The following is a 24510-nucleotide window of genomic DNA, read 5'->3' as shown; positions in this document are numbered from 1 at the left end:
GAGGCCCGGACGCAGGAGTGCGCGGGCGCCCTCGACGGGCACCCGCGCGCTCGGTCCGGATCAGCTCGCGCCGTGCACGATCCGCTCCGCCAGTTCCTCGCGGGGCTGGATCTCGCCGGAGAGGATCCGCTCGGCGTAGTGGCAGGCCACCCGGTGGGTGCCGCTCGCGTCCACGCCGTCCAGCGGGCGCAGCTCCGGGCGCTCGGTGTCGCACCGCTCCTCCTGCCGCCACGGGCAGCGGGTGTGGAACCGGCAGCCCGCGGGCGGGTTCGCGGGCGAGGGCAGGTCACCAGCGAGCAGGATGCGCTCCCGGGTGTCCTCCACCGTCGGGTCCGGCACCGGCACCGCCGACATCAGCGACCTCGTGTAGGGGTGCAGCGGGGTCTCGTACAGCTCGTCGCTGGTGGCCTCCTCGACCAGCGAACCCAGGTACATCACCCCCACCACGTCGCTCACGTGCCGCACCACCGCGAGGTCGTGCGCGATCACCAGGTACGTCAGGCCCAGCTCCTCCTGGAGCTCCTCCAGCAGGTTGAGCACCTGCGCCTGGATGGACACGTCCAGCGCCGAGACCGGCTCGTCGCAGATGATGAGGTCCGGTTCCAGGACCAGCGCCCGGGCGATCCCGATGCGCTGGCGCTGACCGCCCGAGAACTCGTGCGGGTACCGCTGGAGCGCCTTGGCGGACAACCCCACCCGCTCCAGCGCGTCCACCACTCGGCGGCGCTGGTCCTCACCGGTCCGCCGCCGCAGCTCCGCCCGGCTCAGCCCCCGGGCCTCCTCGCCCTCGGGACCGCCGATCCCGTGCGTCTGGAGACCCTCCAGAAGGATGGACCCGATGTTCTGGCGCGGGTTCAGGCTGCCCAACGGGTCCTGGAAGACCATCTGGAGGTTGGCGCGCTCCCGGCGCATCGACTCCGAGTCGAGCCCGGCCAGGTCGCGCTCACCGAACCACACCTCGCCCTCGGTGATCTCGTTCAGCCGCAGCACCGCCCGGCCCAGGGTGGTCTTGCCGCACCCGGACTCCCCCACCAGGCCGTAGGTCTGGCCCTTCTCGATGGTCAGCGACACCCCGTCCACGGCGCGTACGTGCCCCACGGTGCGGTCGACGATCACGCCCCGTTTGATGGGGAAGTGGACCTTGAGGTCCCTGATCTCCAGCAGGCTCATCCCCGCTCCTCCTCGTCGTCGCCCACCACGGCCGGGCTCTCCAGCACGGCCCGGTCCACCACGTCGGCGTGGCTGATGGGGTTCACACAGCGGTGGACGTGTCCGGGGTCCCCGTCGCCCATCCGGACGAGCCGGGGCGGCCCCTGGAGGCACTCCATGGTGTAGTGGTCGCACCGGGGCGCGAACGCGCACCCGTCCGCCCAGGCGATGTTGTCGTTGACCGAACCGCGCACCGGGGTGAGCGGTTCGCCGCGCGGCGCGTCCAGGCGCGGGATGGAACCCAGCAGGCCCACCGTGTACGGGTGGGTGGGGTCGCTGAAGAGCGGCGCGCGCTCGGCGGTCTCCACCGCCCGGCCCGCGTACAGGACGTTGATGTCGTCGCACAGACCCGCCACCACGCCCAGGTCGTGGGTGATCATCAGCAGGCCGGTGCCCTCCTGGATGACCAGGTCCTTGAGCAGCTCCAGGATCTGCGCCTGGATGGTGACGTCCAGGGCCGTGGTGGGCTCGTCCGCGATCATCAGGCGCGGCTTGCAGGCCACCGCCATCGCGATCAGCGCGCGCTGGCGCATACCGCCGGACAGCTGGTGCGGGTACTCGTTCAGACGCCTGGTGGGGTCGGGGATGCCCACCCGGTACAGGAGGTCGGCCGCCTCCTTCCTCGCCGCGGCGCCGCGCATCCCCCGGTGCCGCTTGAGGATCTCCGTGACCTGGACACCGATGGGGACCACCGGGTTGAGCGAGCTGAGCGGGTCCTGGAAGATCATCGCCAGCTGCGATCCGCGCAGGTCGCGCATCCGGCGCTGGGAGACCCTGAGCAGGTCCGCCTCCTGCGGCTCCTCGCCCCGGTCGGACAGGCGCATGACAGCGCTGCCGCCGACCTTCACGCCCCGGTCCGGCAGCAGGCCCATGAGGGCCAGCGAGGTGACGCTCTTGCCGCACCCGGACTCACCGACCAGCCCCGTGACCTTGCCCTCCTCCAGGGTGAAGGAGACCCCGTCGACGGCGCGGGTCGGGTTCTGGCCCTTGCGGTGGAACACCACGGACAGCTCGTCCACCGCCAACAGCGGCGTGCTGGAACTCATGGTCACTTCCTCAACTTCGGGTCGAGCGCTTCCCGCAGCGCCTCACCCAGCAGGGTGAAGCCGAGCGCGGTGATGATGATGCCCAGGGCCGGGTAGACGGCCAGGGACGGTGCGCTGGACAGGAACCGCTGGGCCTCGGACAGCATCGTGCCCCACTCCGGGTAGGAGGCGTCCGGGTTGCCCAGGCCCAGGTAGGACAGGGCCGCCGCGTCGATGATGGCGGTCGCCAGGGTGAGTGTGGACTGCACGATCACCGGGCCCATGGAGTTGGGCAGGATGTGCGACACGGCGATCTTCCGCTTGCGCACGCCCAGGGCCTGCGCGGCCAGCACGTACTCGCGGTTGCCCTGGGAGATCATCGCGCCGCGCAGCAGGCGGGCGAAGATCGGGACCTGGGCGATGCCGACCGCGATCATGACCGTGGTGAGGCTGGGTCCGACCAGGGCGGCGACGGTGACGGCCAGCAGCAGGGTCGGCATGGCCAGCATCATGTCGATGACGCGCATGATGACGTTGTCGACCTGGCGTCCCCAGTGACCGCCCAGAACCGAGCAGGCACCGGCCAGGCCGCCCAGGAGCGCGCCGAACAGGAATCCCACCAGGGTGGCGACCACACCGACCAGGAGGGTCTGGCGGGCCCCGATCACCATGCGGGAGAACATGTCCCGGCCGAGGTGGTCCAGGCCCAGCCAGTTCTCCGCGCGCGGCCCCACGAACTCGTTGCGGTTCGGGAAGACCTCGCCGCCCCAGGCCTGGGAGGTGGGGCTGTACGTGGCGATGAGCGGCGAGAACAGCGCGATGACGAGGAACACCGCGACGATGACCGCGCCGGTGATCGCCATGGGACTGCGCCGCATCCGCTGGAAGGCCTCGCGCCAGACCCCGGCGCCGTGGCCGCTGGCGTCCCGGTCGCCCATGAGCTCGGCGAGCCGGTCCACCTTGTCGGCCTTGCGCCTGTGGAACGGGACCTTGTCGTCGGCCCCGGCGGTGTCCGGGGCCTCGGGGTTCGGTGTCGTAGGCATCACTGGGCCCGCACTCTCGGGTCGAGGAGGCTGTACGAGATGTCGACCAGGAGGTTGATGAACACGTACATGGTGGCGATGAGGAGGATGAAGCCGGTGAGCACCGGATAGTCGCGGGTCTGTGTCGCCGCGTAGACGAACGACCCGATCCCCGGGAAGGCGAAGACGCTCTCCGTGAGGACCGCCCCGGCGAAGAGGCTGCCCGCCAGCAGACCGACCGCGGTGACCACCGGCAGCAGGGCGTTGCGCAGCACGTGGCGGGTGCGCACCGTGGTGCGGTGCAGGCCCTTGGCGTTGGCCGTGCGGACGTAGTCCTCGCCCATGACCTCCAGGACGCTGGCGCGGGTCATGCGGGTGATGACGGCCAACGGGATGGACGCCAGGGCCAGCCCCGGCAGGACCAGGTGGGCGAGGGCGTCCATGACGACGTCCCACTCCCTGGTCATGAGGCCGTCCAGGACCACGAACCCGGTGATGTCGGTGCGGCTCAGACCCGGGGAGAGCCGGAACGCCGACGGGAACACGCCCAGGTTCTCCGCGAAGACCACCTTGAGGATGAACGCCAGGAAGAAGACCGGGGTGCAGATGCCCAGGAGCGAGCCGCCCACGGCGGCGAAGTCCAGCACGGTGCCGCGCTTGCGGGCGGCGAGGTAACCGAGGGGCAGACCGGCGGCGACGGCGAAGATCATCGCGGTCACGGCCAGTTCGAAGGTCGCGGGGAAGCGGAGGAAGAACTCGTCCAGGACCGGTCGGCTGGTCTGGAGGGAGGTCCCCAGGTCGCCCTGCACGATGTTGCGCAGGAAGGTGAGGTACTGAACCGCGAGGGGTTCGTCCAGGCCCAGGGACCGGCGCAGAGCGGCACGCTGCTCCGCGGTCGCGTCGTCGGGGAGGAGGGCGTACTCGGGTCCGCCCGGCAGTCGTTGGAGCCAGACGAACAGCAGGATCGACAGACCGCCGAGAGTCGGGATCAGCTGTAGGAGTCGCCTGACGATGAATCGCAGCACCTGCGCCGCCTTTCGCCAGTGGAACGATGGACGCGAAGCGTCCCCCGCCGGGGTGTGGCGGGTTGGACGGATGGATGTCGGGGGTACCCGGGGGGGTGCGGCGGAACCGCCGGGGTGGCCGTGCGGCGGGCCCGACCGGTCAGGAACCGGCCGGGCCCGGCGGAGTCCCCTCCCGGGTCAGGGAGAGGGGACGGCGCCTACTTCCAGGAGGCCTCGGCGAAGTTCTCCTGGGTCAGCGGACTGACGTTCGGCGGGTTGACGTCCCCGGAGAACGCGATGGAGGGCGGGGAGCTGGAGATGGGCAGCCCGGGCAGGACGTCCATCACCATCTCGTTGAGCTCCTGGTAACCGGCGACGCGCTCGTCGGCGTCGGGGTTGGTGCTCACTTCCTCCATCTTGTCGAAGAGCTCCTGGTCGTCCATGCCCCACGCGTTGTTGGGGGTGGAGAACCAGGTGCCGATGAAGTTGTAGGCGTCGTTGTAGTCGCCGGTCCAGCCCAGCAGGTACAGCGGGCAGTTGCCGCTGTCGGTCTGGTTGATGTACTCGGCCCACTCGTAGCTCTTGGCCTCCACCGTCACGCCGGCCTCCTGGAGGTCCTCCGAGATGACGTCGAAGATGTCCTTGGGGGCGGGCATGTAGGGGCGGGTGACCTCGGTCGGGTAGCAGAACTCGAGTTCGAGGTCCTCCTGCCCCGCGTCGGCCAGCTTCTCTGCGGCCAGCTCCGGGTCGTACTCGAACTCGCGCACGTCCGGGGACCAGCCGTCGAGGGTGTCCGGGTGGAACTGCGTGGCGACCTCGCCGCCCTCGGGGAGGATGGTGTCGACGATGCGCTGGCGGTTCACCGCGTGCGAGAGGGCCTCACGGACCTCAAGGTCGGCCAGGGCCTCGTTCTCCTGGTGGTAGGCCAGGTAGAGGACGTTGAACACGTCACGGGTGGGGACCTCGAACCCGGCCTCCTGGAGCGGGCCGACGTCGGCCGGGGCCACCAGGTCGTAGCCGTGGATGTCGCCCGCCTCCAGGGCCTGGCGGCGCGCGTTCTCGTCCGGGATGGCCCGGATGATCATGTTCTCGAAGCCCGCCGGGTCGCCCCAGTAGTCGTCGAACCGCTTGAGGGTGATCTCCCCCTGGTCCTGGTTCCACTCCTCCACGGTGAACGGGCCGGTACCGGCGACCGTCCCCGGGACCTGGGTGTACTCGGGCAGGTTGGGGTTGCCCTCCTCACCGGTGATCTCCTGGCCCTCCATGGCCTCCAGGCTGGTGGGGCTCATGATGCCGAAGGCCGCGAGGCTGAAGCCGCCGGGGTACAGGGAGGAGAACTCGCTGACCTCGATGACGGCGGTGAACTCGTCCTCGGCCTCGCAGGAGACGAAACGCGGGTCGGGAGCCGCGTACGTCTCGTCGTTCTCCGCGAATCCGCCGAAGATCTTCTGCCAGTAGTACGAGTTGTTCGAGCTCTGGTAGGCACCGGTGAGGTTGTACCAGCGGTCGAAATTGGCGCACACCGCCTCGGCGTTCAGGTCGTCGCCGTCGTGGAACTTCACGCCCTCGTGAAGGTTGAAGGTCCAGACCGTGCCGTCCTCGGACTGGTCCCAGGATTCGGCCAGTCCGCCGACGATTTCAGAACCGCCGGATTCGTGTTCGAGAAGGGTCTGGAAGACCTGTCGGCTGTACCGGAAGGTCTCACCGTCGCTGGCGAGGAAGGGGTCGAGCGCGGTGATGTCACCGGCGGAGGCGAAGACGAACGGCTGCGAGTCGTCGCCGCCTCCTCCAGCGCGGTCACTCTCCGCGCAGGCTGTCGCCACAAGCGTGAGCGACGCCGCGACGGCCACCAGGCCGAGCGGCTTACGGGAAGACTTCGTGAACATGGTCCACCTCAGTGATGGGGGACGGGGGTTTGGGGGCCCGTAACGATGAGTCGGACCCTAAACCGCGCCACGACCACCTGGGAAGGTAGACGGCTGGGTATTAATACAACCGTTTCAGATCTGTGCCGTGATCCATAGATCGGATTTTGGCCCGCATGTGTTTAACTGAGCGTCATCTTCACCAGAACCCCTGACGCCCCTGCCCCGTGACAATGGGTATTCACCCGAGCACAATTCCTTTTTCTTTATCCGATCATGGGATGAATTAACTTTCGTTGCCGAATGTCCGTTTTTCGATTCCCCTCCCGGAGCCGGACCCGAGGCGCCGGAGGTGTGCGGTTCGTCCTATGATCTGCGGATGGACACTCCCCTTGACGACGCGGAACTCACCGCGTTCCTCGAAGGCCAGGACACCTCCTGGCTGGCCGAGCAGCTGATGCTCGTCGCCGACGAGGACCCCATCACCCGCATCCGCCTGAGCGCGGCGGCCGGAGCGGAGAGCGCGGTGGAGGAGGCCCGAGGCGTCGTACTGACACGGGTCACCGAGCACTCGCCCCAGGAGGCCGCGACCGACCCCGACGACGGGGACCCGCTGCACCGGTCGCTCGACCTGCTGGACGACCTCCTCGACTACGGCTTCGAGGACGAGGTGGGAGACATCGCGGACGAGGCCCGCGAGATCTACGTCAACCGTCACGGGGAGGACGGCAGCGAGCACCTGGCCCGCCTCCACGTCCTGGCGGACGGCGAGGAGGAGGACTGAGCGGCGGCGCCTGAGACAGGACCCACGGAACGACAGGGGCCCGGCGGTGTGTGACCACACGGTGCACACACCCCGGGCCCACGGTGTTCCGAGCACACGGGTCCGAAGGACACGGGGTCACCCTCGGGGCTTTACGGCGTAGATCTCTCTCGTGGCCGGAGAGTGGCGACGTGCCCTGGTCGGACGGCCAGGGCACGCGCCTCACGAACGGGGTGGCAGGAGCGGGGTACTAGGAGGCGCACCAGCGGCGGACGCCGGTGCTCCACAGGGCGATGTTGGTGACGATGGCGAAGAGGGCCACCACCAGTGCGACCAGCAGCATGGGGGTGTCCGCGAGCCGGGCCGCCGTGTTGAGCGCGGAGACGCCCACGCCGAGGGCGACCAGAGCGCCGAACTGGGCGGCGCGCCACAGGACGTGACCGGCGCGGCGCACGGGCACCACCAGCGCGACCAGCCCCAGGACGACCAGGGACGCCAGGACCACCTGCACCCACAGTTCGCGCACGACCGGCGCGGGCGCCCCCGCGTCGAGGGTCGCCCAGGACTGGTAGGCCAGGCCCGCGAACGCGGCGGCCGTGACGCACATCAGGACACAGGTCTGCCGAACGTCCTGCGGGGGCCGCACACCGGGGCGACCCGCGGCGAGCAGGCTCCGCCGGGGGGCCGGAAGCACGCTGAAGGGCCGGGAGTCGGAGGATACGGGGGACGTCTGGGTGTCTTGCATGACGAACAGGGTCGCGTGCCCGGGCGTACTTCACAAGTGGAGCGAAATCCCCACACAACCGGTGCCCGACTCGTGACGGAGCGTCCCCTAGTTTCGGGAGAGGCGCGTCTGCTCCGACACGTAGTCCAGGGCCTGTGCACTGAGTTCGTCGAGGTCGCCGCGCACGTCGAGCTCCAGGCCCTCCTCGTCCGGGCCCAGGCGCTCCAGGGTCTCCAGCTGGGAGCGCAGGAGCGCGGGCGGCATGAAGTGGTCCTCGCGGGCCTCGATCCGTTCCCAGATCACCTCCTCCGTCCCGTGCATGTGGACGAAGCGCACACCGGGCGCCCCGGCGCGGAGGACGTCCCGGTAGGAGCGCCGGAGCGCGGAGCAGGCCATCACGGTGGACTCCCCCAGCACCTCGTGCGCCGCGATCCAGTCGGCGAGCTCGGTCAGCCAGGGCCACCGGTCCTCGTCGGTCAGCGGCACACCGGCCGACATCTTGCTGATGTTGGCCTCCGGGTGGAAGGCGTCGGCCTCCGCGAAGGGCAGTTCCAGGCGTGCGGCGATCCGCTCCGCGACGCTGGTCTTGCCGCTGCCGGATACGCCCATGAACACGAAATGCATGCTCTCTCCGAGTCTTGGCCCGCCGCCCGTGCGCGACGCCGCCACCAATAGTGATATCAATCAATCCGGCTAGGCTGCTCCCTGACACCGACCGCGTCGCAGGAGATTCCGAGGGGCCAGATGACCACCGAGCACCGAACGCTGCACAACCGGGTGCTGGCGGTGCTCGGTCCGGCGATCGCCGCCGGCGAGTACGCCCCCGGTCACGCCTTCACCCTCCAGGGCCTGGAGAACGACTTCGGCGTGTCCCGGACGGTCGCCCGTGAGGCGGTCCGGGTCCTGGAGTCCATGGGACTCGTGGTGAGCCGCCCCCGGACGGGTATCCGGGTCCGCCCCCAGCGGGACTGGAGCGTCTTCGACCCCCAGCTGATCCGATGGCGCCTGGCCGGTTCCGGCCGGATGGCGCAGCTGCGTTCCCTCAACGAGCTCCGGGCCGCCGTGGAACCCGGCGCCGCCGCCCTGGCCGCCGAACGCGGGGCCGCCGACGAGCGGGCCCAGCTGGAGGCGGTGGCCGAGCGGATGACCCTCACCGGCCAGGCGGGCGAGCTCACCACCTTCATGGAGCTCGACATCGCCTTCCACCGCCGTGTCCTGGAGCTGTCCGGCAACGAGATGCTCTCCGGCCTGGCCGAGGTGGTGACCGAGGTGCTGGTCGCGCGGACCTCCTACGACCTGATGCCGCACAACCCCCGCCCGGAGGCCCTTCGCCTGCACATGACGGTGGCGAGGGCCGTCCGGGACGGGCTGCCCGACGTGGCCGAGGCCGCCATGAGGGCGATCGTCACCGAGGTCGCGGACGCCCTCAGGGACGACGCCCCCGGCTGCTGAGGTCCTACAGGACCAGGTGCAGGGCGAAGGCGAACCCGAAGCCGATGAAGCCGATCAGGGTCTCCATGACCGTCCAGGTCCTGAGCGTCGTCTTCACGTCCATCCCCAGGAACCGGCCGACCAGCCAGAACCCGGAGTCGTTGACGTGGGAGAGCGCGGTCGCGCCGGAGGCGATCGCGATGACGATCAGGGCCAGGTCGAGGGAGCTGAGCCCGGAGGTCGCCTGCACGGCCGGGGCGATCAGCCCGGCGGCCGTGGTGATGGCGACCGTGGCCGAACCCTGGGCGACGCGCAGGGCGAGCGCGATGACGAAGGCCGCGACGATGACCGGCATCCCCGTGGACTCCAGGCTTCCGGCGAGCGCGTCACCGATGCCGCTGGTGCGCAGGACGCCGCCGAACATGCCGCCCGCGCCGGTGATGAGGATGATCCCGCAGACCGGGCCGAGCGCGCCGCCGACGATCTCCTCGACCCGCTGGCGGGTGAAGCGCCCCCGGCTGAGGACCAGCATCGCGTAGAGCACGGTGATGAGCAGCGCGATGGGCGTCTCACCGAGGAGCCGGAGCGACTGCACCCAGAAGGCGTCGGCCGGGACGGCGCCGGTCTCGGCGAGGGTGGCCGTACCGGTGTTGCCGAAGATGAGCAGCATCGGCAGCAGCAGGATGCTGAGCACGGTGCCCAGACGCGGCGGGTCCTCGTGGGTGACGTCGCCGTTGGACATGATGTCGTCCGGGACCGGGATCTCGAAGCGCTTGCCCGCCCACAGGCCGAACAGGTAGCTGGCCAGGTACCAGGTGGGGATGGCCAGGACCGCGCCGACGAGCAGGGTCAGGCCCATGTCCGCGCCGATCTCCACGGCCGCCGTGACGGGGCCGGGGTGCGGCGGCACGAAGGCGTGCATGACGGCGAAGGCGCCGGCGGTGGGCAGGGCGTAGGTGAGCACCGAACCGCCCACGCGGCGGGCCACGCTGAAGACGATCGGCAGCATGACGATGAGGCCGACGTCGAAGAAGATCGGGAAGCCGAAGAGCAGGGAGGCGACGCCGAGGGCCAGCGAGGCGCGTTTCTCCCCGAACAGCTTGATGAGGGCTCCGGCCAGGACGGCGGCGCCGCCGGTGACCTCCAGCATGCGGCCGATCATCACGCCCAGCCCCACGAGGAGGGCCACGTTGGCGAGGGTGCCGCCGAACCCGCTGAGGAGGGTGGGGCCCACCCCGTCGACCGGGATCCCCGCGGCCAGCGCGGTGAGCACGCTGACCAGGACCAGCGCGACGAACGCGTGCAGCTTGAATCGGATGATCAGGAACAGCAGGAGCGCGATGGCACCGGCCGCGATCCCGAGGAGGGGACCCGTGCCGTAGACGGGTTCGAAGTTCTCCATGACGGAGCCTTCCGGTGGACGGGACTGGGGCTTGGTCGTGCGGGGACACGCCCTTGACCTGCTCTTGGACCAGGCTCAGTGAATGGTAATACCATTTGTGAGCATATGTGAACACCGGCTTTCGATTTTGTGAGGGTGACCCAGGCCACAGGGCCGGATCGGAGCCCCTCCGGGCGGCGGCACCCGGGCGGGCAACGGACCGGAATCTTCACGGCACCGGCGGACAAACCAGGTGATCCGTGCGGCGGATGTGGCGTCCACGGTGTGCGTGAATTGACACCCCGCCCACCCAGACCCCAACCTCATGCCATGAGCGCTGAGCCCACCCCCTCTCTGCACCTCGCCGTTTACGACCGGATGGCCGACTGGCACTACGGCCACACCGTCGCGCAGGCGCGGGAGGGAATCGGCCCCCGTCGGACCGGCAGCCTCCCGGTCGTCACCGTGGGGCTCACCGGGGCCCCGGTGACCACGGCGGGCGGGCTCACCGTGCTCCCCGACGTCACGCTCCCCCAGCTCAAACCCTCGCGCAGCGCGATGTTCCTCCTGCCGGGCTCACCCGACTGGGACACCGAACCGGAGTCCCTGGCCCCGATGGCCTCGGCGGCGGGCATCCTCCTGGACGCCGGTGTCCCCGTCGCGGCGATCGGCGGCGCGACGGCCGGACTGGCCCGGGAGGGGGTGCTCGACCACCGCGACCACACCAGCTCGGCCCCCGACTACCTCCTGGGCACCGGCTACGCGGGCGCCCGCCGCTACCGCGAGGAGCTGGCCGTCACCGACGTGGACCTGGTCACGGCGGGCGGAAGCGCCCCCGTCGAGTTCGGCCGGGCCGTCCTCGCCCGGCTCGACCTGCTCAGCCCGCGCGCCCTCGACGCCTGGTACCGGCTGCACGCCCTGCACGACGCGGACGCCTACCTGACCCTGCTCGAAGAGGCCTGAGCCGGGGTCCCGCCCGGACCGCCCGGACCGGATCCGTCGGAACCTCCTGCGGGCCGGCGTCAGGAGCCGAGGGACGCCGCGCTCATGGCGTCCGCGATCCAGACGTAGGAGGCCGGGTCCTCGTCGTGGTCCTCGGGGACTCCGTTGATCACCGCCACCAGCGACAGGTACCGGCCGTGGGTGTCGTCGTGGCCGGGCTCCCCGGAGACGGCGTCCTCCTCGGCCAGCTGGCGCACGATGTCGGGGACCTGGCGGAACCCGTCTGCCATCCGGTCGCGGACCTCCGGAGTGAGCTCCGTGCCGGAGAGGGCGACCGCCGCCTCCATGAAGCGTGTGACGGCCGACTGCGCGCGCGGGGACCGGGGGGACTCCCCCGCACGGTAGGCGGCGAGCAGGTCCTCCATGAGGGGCGTCCCGCTGTCGTGGATGAAGTCCTGGAACGGCTCGGCGGCCATCGTCCTGGCCTCGGGCGCCGCGTGGGTGTACCGGAGGTGGGCGCGGACCGCGTCGCGGAAGTCCCGGTCCCGCACCAGGTCGGCCAGGGTGATCCAGGCCTCCAGCTGCGCGGCGGTGGGCTCCTCGGGCAGGACGGGACGCGTCGCGCGCAACCGGTCGACGAACCCGTCCGGCACGTCGAGGCCCTCCGCGACGTCGTTCCAGAAGTCGTCGATGGTCCGCTCGCGCTCCTCGTCGGTCATCGTCACCAGTCCGTGCATCAGGTCGACCCGCGCGGCCTCTCCTCCCTCCCTACCTCCCTCCCTGATCAGGGCCCTGAGCACCGCCCGCCTGGACCTCAGGACGCGCTCCTGCCGTTCGACGACCTCCAGGTGGGTCACGAGCACGCCGTGCAGGGTCGTGTCACCGGAGAGCAGCCTCCGGATCTCCCTGAGGTCGGTGTCCAGCTCGCGCAGGGTGCGGACGAGCTCCAGTCCGGCGATGGCGTCGACGTCGTACATCCGGTGCCCGGCCTCGTTCAGGGCCGTGGGCCGGACGACCCCGGCCTCCGCGTAGTAGCGGACGGCGCTGACGCTCAGCCCGCTGCGTCGCGCGGCGTCTCCGATGGGGTACAGCTCCTCGTGGTTCATGGGGATCACTGTGGCGCCTCAAGCGGCTTGAGGCGCAAGCTCGCTCCGCGCCGGGCCGGTCCGGGTTCCGCGGGGGCCGCGCAGTATCGTCGTGGGCGCACCCCCACGCCGAGGAGAACCGTGATCGACCTGCGTTCCGACACCCTGACCAGCCCCACGCCCGCGATGCGGCGGGCCATGGCCGAGGCGGAGGTGGGTGACGACGTGTTCGGCGAGGACCCCACCGTGCGCGCGCTGGAGGAGGAGACCGCCGCGCTGCTGGGCCGGGAGGCGGCGCTGTACGTGCCCTCAGGACACATGGCCAACCAGCTCGGCCTGTACGTGTCCACCCGCAGCGGCGAGGAGGTGTGGGCGCACGAGAACCACCACCTCATCGGTGACGAACAGGGTGCCACCGTGGTGCTCGCCCGCGCCCTGCCCCGGCTGTACTCCGGCGACCCGTTCCCCTCCCAGGAGCTGCTGGAGTCGTGGATCGCGGGCGTCGGTGACGTGCACCGGGCCGACCCCGCCCTGGTGTGGCTGGAGAACACCTTCTCGGGGCGGGTGGTCCCCCTGGGCGAACAGCGCCGGGTGACGGACTTCGCACACGCGCACGGGCTGCGCGCCCACCTGGACGGGGCCCGGCTGTGGAACGCCGCCGCCCACCTGGGGGTCTCCCCCGCCGACGCGGCCGCGGGCTTCGACACGGTCTCGGTCTGCTTCTCCAAGGGGCTGGGCGCTCCGGTGGGCTCGGCGCTGGTCGGTGACGCCGACACGGTCCGGCGGGCCCGGCGCGGCCGCAAGCTGCTGGGCGCGGGCATGCGCCAGGCGGGGATCATCGCGGCGGGCGCCCTGCACGCCCTGCGCCACCACCGGGAGCGGCTGGTCGAGGACCACGCGCGCGCGGCACGGCTGGCCGGACGGCTGGCGGGCCTGCCGGGGCTGACGGTCGAGGCCCGGACCAACATGGTGCTGGTCACCACCCCCGACGGCCTGGCCGGACGGTACCTGGAGGCCCTCGCGGCCGAGGGGGTCCGGGCGCTCGGCGGCGGGACCCGGGTGCGGCTGGTGCTGCGCCAGGAGATCACCGACAGCGACGTCGAGGACGCGGCGAAGGCGATCACCCGGGCGGCCGCGGCGGTCTGAGGTGAACCGACCGCAGGTCAGCGCGGTGGCGCGTCGGTAGACTTGGCCGATCGCGCGCGAACCCGGGGCGCCGACAGGTGTTGCGCATCACATCGCGTAGTAGCATCGGGCGTATGACATTGTCGTACTAGAGAGTGGTAGCACCGCAATGCCGGGAAGAATCCAGTCCATCGAACGCGCCGCCGCGATCCTCCGGCTCCTGGCCAGTGGCGCCCGCGGACTGAGCCTGGCGGAGGTCTCCCGCTCCCTGGAACTGCCCAAGGGCACCGCCCTGGGCATCCTGCGCACCCTCCAGCACGTGGGCTTCGTGGAGCAGGACCCCGAGTCGGGCCGGTACCGCCTGGGCGGCGGCATGCTCAGCCTCGGCACCCGGTACCTGGACGGCAACGAACTCCGCACCCGCGCGCTGAACTGGGCCGACACCCTGGCCTCACGCAGCGGCGAGAGCGTGCGCATCGGCACCCTCCACAAGCACCAGGTCCTCGTGGTGCACCACGTCTTCCGCCCCGACTCCTCCCGACAGACCCTGGACGTGGGCACCCTGCTGCCGCTGCACGCGAGCGCCCTCGGCAAGGTCCTGATGGCCTTCGACCCCCTGGCCGTGCCGGAGGAGGTCTCCGCGGTGGAGACCGACTCCCCGGTGGAACTCACCGCCTTCACCCGCCACACCGTGACGTCGATGGCGGCCCTGGAGGCCCAGCTGTCGGAGATACGCGACAACGTCTGGGGCTGGGAGGCCGAGGAACTGGTCGACGGCGAGGTCTCCATCGCCGCGCCCATCCGCGACCGGCGCGGGGTCACCGTCGGCGCCATCGGGGTGCGCGGCGCCGTCGAGCGACTGCGCGGGGAGGACGGCAAACCCGACATGGAGCAGGTCTCCTACGTGCGCGACGCCGCCCGGGCCATCTCCCGTGAGTTGGGTGTCACACCCTACTGAGCCGGGTCTCACTCCCCGGGCCCCCGCCTGAGCGTCCGCTCCCCCGACACCGGGCGGCGGATCCGCGGGCTGTCTTCACACGCCTTCCCATACCCCGCCGGGCAACGGCCGGACCAAAGGCGGTCACCGCTTCGCCCCACTTCGGGTCAGCCCCCGGAGTGGTGCTTTCCGTGTCCGCGTCCGTCTTGAGACAGTGTCCGCCCGACCGCGTGATCCACGCAACACGATTGCGTCACACGGCCTTGACATGGGAAGGAAAGACGGTTGAAACTATCGCCTATTCATACGTCAATGTCGTACATCGTTCGGTGAGCACCGCCGATCACACCGATTCCCACCCCGTTCCAGAGCCGTCCACCTGAAGGCGAGCACCGATGAGTCAGCAGTACGTCGCCGCGATCGACCAGGGCACCACGTCGAGTCGCTGCATCCTCTTCGACCGGGACGGACGTATCGTCTCGGTCGACCAAAGAGAGCACCGGCAGATCTTCCCGAAGCCCGGTTGGGTGGAGCACGACGCCCTGGAGATCTGGACCAACGTCGAGGCCGTGGTCCAGGAGTCGCTGCGCAAGAGCGACATCACGCCCGACCAGATCGCCGCCATCGGTATCACCAACCAGCGTGAGACCACCCTGATCTGGGACCGCGCCACCGGCGAGCCGGTCTACAACGCCATCGTCTGGCAGGACACCCGCACCGACGACATCGTGCGCGAGCTCGCCGCCGACGAGGGCCAGGACCGGTTCCGCCCCAAGTGCGGGCTCCCGCTCGCCACCTACTTCTCCGGCCCCAAGATCCGCTGGCTCCTGGACAACGTGGACGGCGTCCGCGAGCGGGCCGAGCGCGGCGAACTGCTGTTCGGCACCATGGACACCTGGCTCATCTGGAAGCTCACCGGCCGCCACGTCACGGACGTGACCAACGCCAGCCGCACCATGCTGATGAACCTGGCCACCCTGGACTGGGACCCCGAGGTCCTGGAGGCCATGCGGATCCCGGCCAGCCTGCTGCCGGAGATCCGCTCCTCCTCGGAGGTCTACGGCGAGTCCACCGGCTACCTGGCGGGCTCCCCCGTGGCCTCGTCGCTGGGCGACCAGCACGCCGCACTGTTCGGGCAGACCTGCTTCGACCCGGGCGACGTCAAGGGCACCTACGGCACCGGCACGTTCCTGGTGATGAACACCGGCACCGAGCCGGTCACCTCGCACAACGGCCTGCTCACCACGCTGGGCTACAAGATCGGCGACGCTCCCGCCGTCTACGCCCTCGAAGGGTCCATCGCGGTCACCGGCTCCCTGGTGCAGTGGCTCCGCGACAACCTCGGCCTGATCTCCTCCGCCCCGGAGATCGAGACGCTCGCGCGCACCGTCGACGACAACGGCGGCTGCTACGTCGTCCCGGCCTTCTCCGGCCTGTTCGCCCCGCACTGGCGCAGCGACGCCCGCGGCGTGATCGCCGGTCTGACCGGCTACGTCAACAAGGGACACATCGCCCGCGCGGTCCTGGAGGCCTCGGCCTGGCAGACCCGCGAGGTCGTCGACGCCATGAACGCCGACTCCCAGATCGACCTCACGACCCTGAAGGTCGACGGCGGCATGACCGCGGACAACCTGCTCATGCAGATCCTGTCCGACGTGCTCGACGCCGAGGTCGTGCGGCCGATGGTCGCGGAGACCACGTGTCTGGGCGCCGCCTACGCGGCCGGGCTCGCCGTGGGCTACTGGCCCGACATCGAGACCCTGCGCGCCAACTGGCACAAGGCCGCCGAGTGGAACCCGCGGATGGAGCCCGCGGTCCGTGAGCGCGAGTACCACAACTGGAACAAGGCCGTGCAGCGCACCCTGGACTGGGTGGAGCACGAGGACGCCGGGTAGCACCGGGCCGACGGGGGCGGGCCGGTCACACGGCCGCCCCCGGCCCGCGCGTCGACCGCGCCCCAGGGGCTCCTCCCGGTGCCCCGGAGCGCGGACCCGGGGCACCGGGAGGTGTCCCCTTCATCCATCTCGGCAGCCCCGCACGGGGCGGAGGTCTCCATGGAAAACATGTCCGCGTACCTGGCGGAGTTCGTCGGTACGGCCATCCTGATCCTGCTCGGCGGCGGTGTGGTCGCCGGCGTCTCACTCGCCCGGTCCAAGGCCCTCGCCGCGGGCTGGATCGTGGTGACGTTCGGCTGGGGTATGGCGGTCGCCATGGCCGTCTACGTCGTCGGCACCACCTCCGGCGCCCACATCAACCCGGCGGTCACGCTCGGTCTGGCCAGCATCGGCGAGTTCGACTGGGGGCTGGTGCCGGGTTACGTCGCGGCCCAGATGCTCGGTGCCATCGTCGGTGCCTGCCTGGTCTTCCTCGCCTACTTCGCGCACTGGAGGATCACCGACGACCCCGAGGCCAAGCTGGGTGTGTTCAGCACCGCGCCCGGGGTGCGCAACCCGGTCGCCAACCTCACCACGGAGGTCATCGGCACCGCGATGCTGGTGCTGGGCATCCTCGGCATCGGCGGCAACGAGGGTTCGGTCACCAAGGGTGACGCCGACCTGTCCGCCCTGTTCGCGCACGGTCTGGCCCCGCTGCTCGTGGGTCTCCTGGTGTTCGCGATCGGCCTGTCGATCGGTGGCCCGACCGGGTACGCCATCAACCCGGCCCGTGACCTCGGTCCGCGCATCGCGCACGCGCTGCTGCCCATCCCGGGCAAGGGCTCGTCCGACTGGGGGTACGCCTGGATCCCGGTGGTCGGTCCCCTCGTCGGCGGTGTGATCGGTGCCTGGATCTGGCACCTGACCGGCTTCGGCACCTGAACCGGGGCGTGACGACGCTCGTTGGGGGCGCCCGGCACCGGCCGGGCGCCCTCCGGCGTTCCCGGGGCGGCGTCACGTGCTCAGGTGGACCTCCTCCAGGTAGTCGAGGGTCTCCCCGGGCCGCAGCGCCACCAGTCTGAGGTGGTTGACCAGCTGCTGGTAGCGGGCGACCTCGTCGGGCTCCTCCAGGTAGATGCCGTCCGTGGCGGTCTCCAGGTAGACCACCGTGGGGTCGCTGGCGTGCGGGAACTCCAGGATCACGCAGGAGCCCCCGGCTCCGGGGTTGAGCTTGGCGGCCCGGGTCATCTGCACGGTGACGTTGGGCCGCTGGGCCATCTCCATGATGTGCTTGACCTGGGACCGGCGGACCTCGGGGTGGTCGTGCAGGCGCAGCAGGGCGCCCTCGTCGAAGATCGCCCACAGCTCGGGAGGGTCCTGGTCCTCCAGGATGCGCTGTCGGGTCATCCGGGCGTCGATGTCCCGGCGGATCTCCTGGGGGTTGGCCAGACACGCCTGGGCGGCGACCCTCATGTACTCCGGGACCTGGAGGAGTCCGGGGATCACGACGGGCTGCCAGGACGTGATGCGTCTGGCCTCGGTCTCGAAGCCGACGAACCGGGCCGCGAGCACGTCCCGGTACCGGGACCACCAGCCGCGTTCGAGGGACTGGCGGCACAGGTCGAGGATCTCGTCGAACTCTCTGCCCCGGGGGACCTGGCAGGCGTCCAGGATCGCCCTGATCTCCGGGACGCTGGGCCGTTTCTTGACCCCGGACTCGATGTTGGAGTAGGTGGACTTGGACAGACCGGCGGCCGCCGCGGCCTCTTCGCTGGTCTTGCGGGCGGCGAGCCGCACCCGCCGCAGTTCGGCGGAGAGCCGGCGCCGCCGGATCGTGGGTGAGTACCTAGTGGCCATGATGGGGTTCATCGTAGGACCGGCGATGCCTCCCAAGCTGGACAATCCGGGGAACTCGAAGTCCAGACATCCATCTTGTTTGAGGAATCAGGAAACCGGCTTCTCAAACCCTGGATTCCAGCATGCGGCGAGGAGGAACGGGCTCCTGTCGCACCTTGGGGCGACATGCCCGGCATCGGAGCGGCCCGATACCTCGCGCACGAGGTTTCTGCCCCGACGCCCCGACCCGGATTCGACAATGCCGAACCACAGTGGACAACAAGCGACTACTCGATCCCCCAGAGTCACACCAGGCCCGGGTGGCACCAGGACAGGCGTCCACCTCCAGCGCCGACCCCCGCTACCGCGACGCCGATCGACCACATCGTTCGGCATTGTCGTATTATGCGTACGACACCCACCTGAAACGTGGAGCCCGTTCAGGTACGTGCGGTAACGCCCCCCTCCCCAACGGACGGAGCACCAGCCATGACCGCCAGCGCCCACCGCAGTGACGCCAGCACCCACCGAGGTCGCACGCGCGACGAACTCACCCGGGGCACCTTCGACCTCCTCGTCATCGGCGGCGGGATCCTCGGCACCTCGGTCGCCTGGACCGCCACCCAGGCGGGCCTGCGCGTGGCCATGGTCGACGCGGGCGACTTCGCCGGGGCCACCTCCAGCGCCTCGTCCAAGCTCGTGCACGGCGGTCTGCGCTACCTCCAGACCGGCAACGTGCGCCTGGTCGCGGAGAACCACAAGGAACGGCGCTCGCTCGCCTCCGACGTGGCCCCGCACCTGGTCAACCACCGCCCCTTCCTCGTCCCCGTCTACTCCGGGGGACCGCACGGCGCCGCCAAGATGGGCGCGGGCGTCTTCCTCTACTCCGCGCTGTCCGCCTTCGGCGACGGCATGGGCCGCCTGCTCTCCCCGCTCCAGGCCAAGCGCCTGGCTCCCGGCCTGCGTACCGAGGGGCTGAAGTCGGTGGCCGCCTACAGCGACCACCAGATGAACGACAGCCGCATGGCCGTCATGACCGTGCGCGCCGCCGTGGACGCCGGGGCCGTGGTGCTCAACCACGCCGAGGTCCGCAGGCTGCGGACGACGCGCGGCCGCGTCACCGGCGCCGACCTGCACGACCGCGTGGGCGGCGACGACTTCGGGATCGACGCGCGGCTGGTCCTCAACGCCACCGGCCCCTGGGTGGACCACCTGCGCCGCATGGAGGACGCCGCCGCCTCGCCCAGCGTGCGCCTGTCCAAGGGCGCCCACCTGGTGCTGCGCACCCCGGAGCCTTGGCGGGCCGCGCTCACCATCCCGGTGGACAAGTACCGGGTGTCGTTCGCGATCCCGTGGGAGGACCACCTGCTCCTGGGCACGACGGACGAGGCCTTCGAGGGCGACCCCGCCGAGGTGGGCGTGGTCCCCTCCGACGTCGACCAGATCCTCGGTGAGGCCGCGCTGGGCATCGACTCCCCCTACCTCGACCGCGACCGCATGACCTACTCGTTCGCGGGGCTGCGCGTGCTGCCGGGCGGGCCCGGGGACACCAGCTCCGCCAAGCGGGAGACCGTGGTCACCCAGGGGCGCGGCGGCATGCTCTCGGTGGCCGGGGGCAAGTGGACGACCTACCGGCACATCGGTCGGACGGTCCTGGAGGAGCTGCGGAAGGTGTCGGCGGTGCCGCTGGCCGAGGACATGGCCGACCCGCTGCGGACCGTGCCGCTGCCCGGTCTGGCCAGCCCGGACGCGGTCGCCCAGCGCCTGATCATCGACCGCGACCCCGGCACCCGCCTGGACCCGCTGGTCGCCCGCCACCTGGCGTCGCACTACGGAAGCCTGGCCCTGGACATCGCCGGGCTGGTGCGCGACCAGCCCGAGCTGGGCGAGCGCATCCACCCGGACGGCCCGGACGTCTGGGCGCAGGTCGTGTTCGCCCGCGACCGCGAGTGGGCGGTGACCGTCGACGACGCCCTGCGCCGCCGGACCACGGTCACCGTGCGGGGCCTGGACACCCCCGACGTGCGCGAGCGCACCCGCGCCGTCCTGGAGGCCTGAGCGCCCACGGGAGGCCCTGAAACCCCACGGGGAGGCCTCCGTACACACACAGGGACCCCGGGGCCGTCAGTGACGGCCCCGGGGTCCCTCGCGTGCGGTCCCGGCCCTCCGCCGGACCGCGGACGCCCGGGCACGGAGCCCGGACACGCGAACGCCCCCGGAGAGACGGACTCTCCGGGGGCGTTCAGCGACGTTCACGCCCACGAGGGGCGACATCGCTAACGTCTATGCGGTCTTAGATCGCGACGACGTTCTCGGCCTGCGGGCCGCGGGTGCCAGCGACGATCTCGAACTCCACGCGCTGGTTCTCCTCCAGGTTACGGAAGCCCGTGCCCTGGATGGCGCTGTAGTGAACGAAGGCGTCGGGGCCACCGTCGTCGGGGGAGATGAAGCCGAAGCCCTTCTCGCCGTTGAACCACTTCACAGTTCCCTGAGCCATGTTTTCTCCTTCAGCTCGGTGTACACGGACGCATACTCACACGCCCGAAAATTGCCGCGAGCCGACTCCAAGAGAAACCGCCCGCCGGTCACAAACTCCGCGGGCAAGACACCAACTGCGAAATTCAACGACTAACAATCTCCAATGAACGTACCACAGCCTCGCCAGCTGGCGAGGGTTTTCGATGTGGCAACCCGCACGGCCCGCCGAGGAATACCGACGGGCCGGGCGGGGAACGCGTGTGATCCCTGTGGCGGACACCGGAGTGTCACCGGAGGGTCACCCGTCGTTCACCAAAGCGTCGTTGACGCACCTCAACACAGGTGGAGCGGTCACGGCCGCGGGCTCCAGCGCCGCGCCTCCCGACACCGTGAAGGTGTGCGACTCGCCGGGCAGCAGCGTCACCAGGGCACTGTCCGCGCTCGCCCCGGGATCGAGTCGATCGACGTTCAGGACCAGATCCCGCAAGAGCACGCGAGCGCGGACCGTCACCCGCAAATCGGAACCGTCCACCCGCGTTTCCACGTCGAATTCCGGCTTTCGGTACTCCAGGTCGAGATCGCGGGAGAAGAACCACCACGCCCGCTCCCCCGCCCCGTCGACGGTCAGCACCTCGCGGGCGGGATCCCCCGGCTCCGCGACCCCGGAGGGCACCGGAACGCGCAGTGCTCCGCGCGGCGCCACCCGGACCTCGTGCGCGGAGGCCGCCACCGCGCGCCCGGTCCCGGTGTCCCGGCGGGCGAGGGTCACCTCGGTGACCCACTCCTCGTCCGTGTCGTTGCCCAGGACCACCGCGAGTCCGGCGGAGGCGGGCTGGACGGTGGCCACCCGGTCCGCGTACACGCGCCGCAGCGCGTACCACAGGGGCTTGCGGCGCCCCGCGCCGTCCACCGCCGCCCACGACGTGACCGGCCAACAGTCGTTGAGCTGCCACATCACCGTGCCGGTGCAGTACGGCCAGGTGGACCTGAAGTGCTCGATCCCCACGGTGAGGGCGCGCGCCTGGTTGACCTGCGTGAGGTAGTGCCAGTCGTCGTACTCCCACTCCCGGTCCCCGAAGTGCGCGGCGAGCCCGCGCGCGAGCTTGCCGTTGCCGTCCTCGGCCTTCTGGTGGTGCAGCACGCCCGGGGAGGTCGGCGTGAGCGGGTCGTCGGTGACCGCGCCCCGCAGGGTGGCGTGCGCGGGCGGCGCCTGGTAGCCGAACTCGGCGGCGAACCGGGGCCGGTGGTCGCGGTAGACGGTGTAGTCCTCCTGGTTCCACACGTCCCACAGGTGCATGGTGCCGTGAGCCGCGGCGTTGGGGTGGACCCCCTCGCCCTCGGAGTAGGGGCTGCCCGGCCAGTAGGGGCGGGTGGGGTCGAGCTCGGCCACCACGCGCGGGAGCAGGTCCAGGTAGTATCCGGCGCCCCACGCGCGGTCGCCCAACCGCTCCTTCCAACCCCAGTCCTCGTGGCCCCAGATGTTCTCGTTGTTGCCGCACCACACCGCCAGGCTGGCGTGCGGGGACAGCCTGGCGACCGCCTCGCGCGCCTCCGCCTCGACCTCGGAGGCCAGCGGCTCGTCCTCGGGGTAGGCGGCGCAGGCGAAGAGGAAGTCCTGCCAGACGAGGATCCCGAGCTCCGAGCAGAGTTCGTAGAAGTCCTCGGACTCGTACATCCCTCCGCCCCACACCCGCAGCAGGTTGATCCCGGCGTCGCGGGCCTGTTCGATGCGTTCCCGGTAGCGGTCCCGGCGGATCCGGCTCGGGAAGGCGTCGTCGGGGATCCAGTTGGCTCCCCTGACCAGTACGTCGCGAGCGTTGACCTGGACGGCGAAGCCCGTTCCCTCGCGGTCGGGCTCACTGCGAACGGCCACGTTCCGGAAGCCGATCCGCCGTTCCCACGTGTCGAGCCGGGGGGTGTCCGGCCCGGCCCCGGCGAGCTCCACCACGAGGTCGTGCAGGGGCTGGTCGCCGTGGCCGCGCGGCCACCACAGCGCGGGTTCGGCCACCACGAGGTCCAGGACGGCCTCTGTGCGCCCCGGCGCGAGGGTGACGGCGGTGGTGGCCCCCGCGACCGTCGCCGTGAGCGTGAGCGGGAGGTCCGTGCCCGGCCCGGTCCGCTCCACCTCCACGTGCGCGCTGACCCGGCCCAGCGAGCCGTCCTCGGAGACCGTCACGAGCGGCCGTACCGAGGCCAGCCGCGCGGTGGACCACGCGTGCAGCCGGATCGGCCGCCAGATCCCGGAGGTGACCACAGTGGGCCCCCAGTCCCACCCGAAGTTGCAGGCCATCTTCCGGATGAACTGGTAGGGCTCGTCGTAGGCGCCGGGCAGCGCGCCCATGCGCTCCCGGTTCCCCTCCGCGTACCGGTAGGGGGACGCGAACTCCACGTCGAGGACGGGGGCCGGGCCGCCCTCCGCCAGCGCCCGGGTGACGTCGAAGCGGTACGAGCGGTGCATGTTGGCGGTCCGCCCCACCTCCCGGCCGCCCACCCGGAGCGCGGCGACGGTGTCCAGGCCCTCACAGACCAGGTCCACGCGTTCGGCCGCGCCCACGGCCGGGAGGAGGCCCTCCAGGGTGCGGGTGTACCTCCAGTCGGTCCGGCCGATCCAGCCCAGCCGGTCCTCGTTGTCGTCGAGGTAGGGGTCCTCGATCAGGCCCCGGTCGAGCAGGTCCGTGTGGACACAGCCGGGCACGGTGGCCGGGACCTCTCCCAGCGCGGCGGCCGACTCCGGCAGTGCGCCCTCGTGTGGCACCGCCGTCAGGGTCCAGCCCTCGCCCAGGTCGAACCAGGAGGTCATACGCTCCCTCTCACTACTGCTCGGGTACCGCTTCGGTACTGCGTTGTTGGTCCGGGGCGGGCCCTGTGCTGACCCGGTGCGGACCCGCCCCGGGGTCAGCCCTGGTCGATGCCGACGAAGTGGTTCTCCTCGATCTCGACCAGCGGTGCGGAGTCGTCGCCCTCGGCGACGGTGGGCAGATCCACGTCCTCGGGCGGATTCGCGGCCAGTTCCGCGTCCACCTCGGCCCAGGTGCGGTGCAGTTGTGGCACGCACGAGAGCAGGTGGCGACTGTAGGGGTGCAGGGGGTTCTCGAACACCCTGCGGGTGGGTCCCATCTCCGCGATCGCGCCCTTGCGCAGGATCACCGACCGGTCGCTGACGTAGTTGCCCAGGGACAGGTCGTGGGTGACGAACAGGACGCCCAGGCCCCGTTCCTTGAGGTCGCCCAACAGGTTGAGCACGTCGATCCGGGTGGAGGCGTCCAGCATGCTGATCACCTCGTCCGCGACCAGCAGCCGGATGTCGAGGAGGAGCGCCCGCGCGATGAGCAGGCGTTGCAGCTGCCCGCCGCTGAGCTGGTGCGGGTACTTGTCCAGCACGTTCTCCGGGTCGAGGCGGACCGTGCGGACCACCTCCAGGACCCGCTCCCGCCAGTCGGCGTCCGAGACCTCCGGGAAGTAGGAGGAGCGGACCATCGCGAAGACGCGGTCGGCCTTGAAGATGGGGTTGAAGGAGCTGAACGGGTCCTGGAAGACCCCCTGCACCCTGCGGTAGTACTCCTTGCGGGCCGCGAAGCCGCGCAGCCGCGAGACGTCCCGCCCCTCGAAGCGGACGGTGCCGGAGCTCACCCCGGTCAGGCCCAGCACCATCTTCCCGATCGTGCTCTTGCCGCTGCCGCTCTCCCCGATCAGCGAGACCACCTCGCCGGGTTCGACGGTGAGGTTGACGTCCCGGACGGCGCGCAGCCTCGCGCCGCCGAACGCCCCGACCCGGTACACCTTGTGCACGTGGCTCAGTTCCAGCACGG

General features: G+C 70.8%; 21 protein-coding genes. 8 read left to right on the top strand and 13 right to left on the bottom strand.

The annotated features are described in order from the left end of the window. Window positions 1–60: 60 nt before the first annotated feature. The 5 genes from AC0VYM_RS06230 to AC0VYM_RS06210 form a co-directional block, all read right to left on the bottom strand. Window positions 61–1170, bottom strand: coding sequence for an ABC transporter ATP-binding protein (locus AC0VYM_RS06230; RefSeq protein ID WP_475459983.1), 1110 nt, complete (start codon window positions 1168–1170; stop codon window positions 61–63). Then, complete coding sequence (locus AC0VYM_RS06225; protein WP_475459981.1) at window positions 1167–2255, bottom strand: ABC transporter ATP-binding protein; 1089 nt, start codon at window positions 2253–2255, stop codon at window positions 1167–1169. The genes AC0VYM_RS06230 and AC0VYM_RS06225 overlap by 4 nt, the downstream gene beginning before the upstream one ends. Window positions 2256–2257: 2 nt before the next feature. Continuing rightward, window positions 2258–3277: an ABC transporter permease gene (locus AC0VYM_RS06220; RefSeq protein ID WP_475459978.1), complete on the bottom strand. Its 1020-nt coding sequence runs from the start codon at window positions 3275–3277 to the stop codon at window positions 2258–2260. Further along, on the bottom strand, window positions 3277–4281 hold the full coding sequence (locus AC0VYM_RS06215; protein ID WP_475459975.1) for an ABC transporter permease: 1005 nt from the start codon (window positions 4279–4281) through the stop codon (window positions 3277–3279). Before AC0VYM_RS06215 ends, AC0VYM_RS06220 begins: the two co-directional genes overlap by 1 nt. Window positions 4282–4478: 197 nt before the next feature. Beyond that, window positions 4479–6146, bottom strand: coding sequence for an ABC transporter substrate-binding protein (locus AC0VYM_RS06210; RefSeq protein ID WP_475459972.1), 1668 nt, complete (start codon window positions 6144–6146; stop codon window positions 4479–4481). A gap of 358 nt (window positions 6147–6504) precedes the next feature. Here AC0VYM_RS06210 and AC0VYM_RS06205 point away from each other — a divergent pair, with 358 nt between their 5' ends. Further along, window positions 6505–6909, top strand: a complete 405-nt coding sequence (locus AC0VYM_RS06205; protein WP_475459969.1) for a hypothetical protein — start codon at window positions 6505–6507, stop codon at window positions 6907–6909. A 229-nt stretch (window positions 6910–7138) separates the two neighbouring features. Here AC0VYM_RS06205 and AC0VYM_RS06200 read toward each other — a convergent pair whose 3' ends face one another. After that, entirely contained in the window at window positions 7139–7633 is a 495-nt protein-coding gene (locus tag AC0VYM_RS06200; protein WP_475459966.1) for a hypothetical protein, read from the bottom strand. Between the two features lie 87 nt (window positions 7634–7720). Beyond that, window positions 7721–8236 (bottom strand): gluconokinase, encoded by a 516-nt coding sequence (locus AC0VYM_RS06195; protein WP_475459964.1) that lies wholly within the window; start codon window positions 8234–8236, stop codon window positions 7721–7723. Window positions 8237–8356: 120 nt separating this feature from the next. Between AC0VYM_RS06195 and AC0VYM_RS06190 the strand changes: the two genes are divergently transcribed. Further along, window positions 8357–9064, top strand: coding sequence for a FadR/GntR family transcriptional regulator (locus tag AC0VYM_RS06190; protein ID WP_475459962.1), 708 nt, complete (start codon window positions 8357–8359; stop codon window positions 9062–9064). A 4-nt stretch (window positions 9065–9068) separates the two neighbouring features. Here AC0VYM_RS06190 and AC0VYM_RS06185 read toward each other — a convergent pair whose 3' ends face one another. Beyond that, window positions 9069–10445 (bottom strand): GntP family permease, encoded by a 1377-nt coding sequence (locus tag AC0VYM_RS06185; protein ID WP_475459959.1) that lies wholly within the window; start codon window positions 10443–10445, stop codon window positions 9069–9071. A gap of 309 nt (window positions 10446–10754) precedes the next feature. Between AC0VYM_RS06185 and AC0VYM_RS06180 the strand changes: the two genes are divergently transcribed. Further along, window positions 10755–11387: a DJ-1/PfpI family protein gene (locus tag AC0VYM_RS06180; protein ID WP_475459957.1), complete on the top strand. Its 633-nt coding sequence runs from the start codon at window positions 10755–10757 to the stop codon at window positions 11385–11387. Window positions 11388–11446: 59 nt separating this feature from the next. Here the strand turns inward: AC0VYM_RS06180 and AC0VYM_RS06175 are convergent, their stop codons facing one another. Beyond that, complete coding sequence (locus AC0VYM_RS06175) at window positions 11447–12472, bottom strand: MerR family transcriptional regulator (protein ID WP_475459955.1); 1026 nt, start codon at window positions 12470–12472, stop codon at window positions 11447–11449. Window positions 12473–12592: 120 nt separating this feature from the next. Here AC0VYM_RS06175 and AC0VYM_RS06170 point away from each other — a divergent pair, with 120 nt between their 5' ends. From AC0VYM_RS06170 to AC0VYM_RS06155, 4 genes are all read left to right on the top strand, one after another. Next, complete coding sequence (locus AC0VYM_RS06170) at window positions 12593–13597, top strand: threonine aldolase family protein (protein WP_475459952.1); 1005 nt, start codon at window positions 12593–12595, stop codon at window positions 13595–13597. Between the two features lie 148 nt (window positions 13598–13745). After that, window positions 13746–14534 carry an IclR family transcriptional regulator gene (locus AC0VYM_RS06165; RefSeq protein WP_475459949.1) on the top strand — a complete coding sequence of 263 codons (789 nt, stop codon included), beginning with the start codon at window positions 13746–13748 and terminating at the stop codon, window positions 14532–14534. A 374-nt stretch (window positions 14535–14908) separates the two neighbouring features. After that, window positions 14909–16408, top strand: coding sequence for a glycerol kinase GlpK (gene glpK / locus AC0VYM_RS06160; protein WP_475459947.1), 1500 nt, complete (start codon window positions 14909–14911; stop codon window positions 16406–16408). A 159-nt stretch (window positions 16409–16567) separates the two neighbouring features. Beyond that, entirely contained in the window at window positions 16568–17329 is a 762-nt protein-coding gene (locus tag AC0VYM_RS06155) for an MIP/aquaporin family protein (RefSeq protein WP_475459944.1), read from the top strand. A 72-nt stretch (window positions 17330–17401) separates the two neighbouring features. Here the strand turns inward: AC0VYM_RS06155 and AC0VYM_RS06150 are convergent, their stop codons facing one another. Next, window positions 17402–18256 carry a helix-turn-helix domain-containing protein gene (locus tag AC0VYM_RS06150; RefSeq protein WP_475459942.1) on the bottom strand — a complete coding sequence of 285 codons (855 nt, stop codon included), beginning with the start codon at window positions 18254–18256 and terminating at the stop codon, window positions 17402–17404. A gap of 456 nt (window positions 18257–18712) precedes the next feature. Between AC0VYM_RS06150 and AC0VYM_RS06145 the strand changes: the two genes are divergently transcribed. After that, window positions 18713–20281, top strand: a complete 1569-nt coding sequence (locus AC0VYM_RS06145) for a glycerol-3-phosphate dehydrogenase/oxidase (protein WP_475459939.1) — start codon at window positions 18713–18715, stop codon at window positions 20279–20281. 235 nt (window positions 20282–20516) lie between these two features. On the opposite strand, the gene AC0VYM_RS06140 is transcribed toward AC0VYM_RS06145, so the two are convergent. From AC0VYM_RS06140 to AC0VYM_RS06130, 3 genes are all read right to left on the bottom strand, one after another. Further along, the gene (locus AC0VYM_RS06140) at window positions 20517–20720 is read right to left on the bottom strand and encodes a cold-shock protein (RefSeq protein WP_014912876.1); all 204 of its coding nucleotides are present in this window, start codon (window positions 20718–20720) and stop codon (window positions 20517–20519) included. Window positions 20721–20999: 279 nt separating this feature from the next. Beyond that, window positions 21000–23501 carry a glycoside hydrolase family 2 protein gene (locus AC0VYM_RS06135; protein ID WP_475459935.1) on the bottom strand — a complete coding sequence of 834 codons (2502 nt, stop codon included), beginning with the start codon at window positions 23499–23501 and terminating at the stop codon, window positions 21000–21002. Between the two features lie 95 nt (window positions 23502–23596). Continuing rightward, the gene (locus tag AC0VYM_RS06130) at window positions 23597–24508 is read right to left on the bottom strand and encodes an ABC transporter ATP-binding protein (protein WP_475459932.1); all 912 of its coding nucleotides are present in this window, start codon (window positions 24506–24508) and stop codon (window positions 23597–23599) included. Window positions 24509–24510: the final 2 nt, after the last annotated feature.

Source organism: Nocardiopsis sp. iso_237, assembly GCF_056173345.1.
Note: the sequence above shows the minus strand (reverse complement) of the source record. Positions and strands in the feature narration are given on the sequence as shown.

Bases quoted from the DNA above. Each gene is read 5' to 3' on its own strand.
- AC0VYM_RS06230 (WP_475459983.1), bottom strand. From the start codon at position 1,170: ATGAGCCTGCTGGAGATCAGGGACCTCAAGGTCCACTTCCCCATCAAA.
- AC0VYM_RS06225 (WP_475459981.1), bottom strand. From the start codon at position 2,255: ATGAGTTCCAGCACGCCGCTGTTGGCGGTGGACGAGCTGTCCGTGGTG.
- AC0VYM_RS06220 (WP_475459978.1), bottom strand. From the start codon at position 3,277: ATGCCTACGACACCGAACCCCGAGGCCCCGGACACCGCCGGGGCCGAC.
- AC0VYM_RS06210 (WP_475459972.1), bottom strand. From the start codon at position 6,146: ATGTTCACGAAGTCTTCCCGTAAGCCGCTCGGCCTGGTGGCCGTCGCG.
- AC0VYM_RS06205 (WP_475459969.1), top strand. From the start codon at position 6,505: ATGGACACTCCCCTTGACGACGCGGAACTCACCGCGTTCCTCGAAGGC.
- AC0VYM_RS06200 (WP_475459966.1), bottom strand. From the start codon at position 7,633: ATGCAAGACACCCAGACGTCCCCCGTATCCTCCGACTCCCGGCCCTTC.
- AC0VYM_RS06195 (WP_475459964.1), bottom strand. From the start codon at position 8,236: ATGCATTTCGTGTTCATGGGCGTATCCGGCAGCGGCAAGACCAGCGTC.
- AC0VYM_RS06190 (WP_475459962.1), top strand. From the start codon at position 8,357: ATGACCACCGAGCACCGAACGCTGCACAACCGGGTGCTGGCGGTGCTC.
- AC0VYM_RS06185 (WP_475459959.1), bottom strand. From the start codon at position 10,445: ATGGAGAACTTCGAACCCGTCTACGGCACGGGTCCCCTCCTCGGGATC.
- AC0VYM_RS06180 (WP_475459957.1), top strand. From the start codon at position 10,755: ATGAGCGCTGAGCCCACCCCCTCTCTGCACCTCGCCGTTTACGACCGG.
- AC0VYM_RS06175 (WP_475459955.1), bottom strand. From the start codon at position 12,472: ATGAACCACGAGGAGCTGTACCCCATCGGAGACGCCGCGCGACGCAGC.
- AC0VYM_RS06165 (WP_475459949.1), top strand. From the start codon at position 13,746: ATGCCGGGAAGAATCCAGTCCATCGAACGCGCCGCCGCGATCCTCCGG.
- glpK (WP_475459947.1), top strand. From the start codon at position 14,909: ATGAGTCAGCAGTACGTCGCCGCGATCGACCAGGGCACCACGTCGAGT.
- AC0VYM_RS06155 (WP_475459944.1), top strand. From the start codon at position 16,568: ATGGAAAACATGTCCGCGTACCTGGCGGAGTTCGTCGGTACGGCCATC.
- AC0VYM_RS06150 (WP_475459942.1), bottom strand. From the start codon at position 18,256: ATGAACCCCATCATGGCCACTAGGTACTCACCCACGATCCGGCGGCGC.
- AC0VYM_RS06145 (WP_475459939.1), top strand. From the start codon at position 18,713: ATGACCGCCAGCGCCCACCGCAGTGACGCCAGCACCCACCGAGGTCGC.
- AC0VYM_RS06140 (WP_014912876.1), bottom strand. From the start codon at position 20,720: ATGGCTCAGGGAACTGTGAAGTGGTTCAACGGCGAGAAGGGCTTCGGC.
- AC0VYM_RS06135 (WP_475459935.1), bottom strand. From the start codon at position 23,501: ATGACCTCCTGGTTCGACCTGGGCGAGGGCTGGACCCTGACGGCGGTG.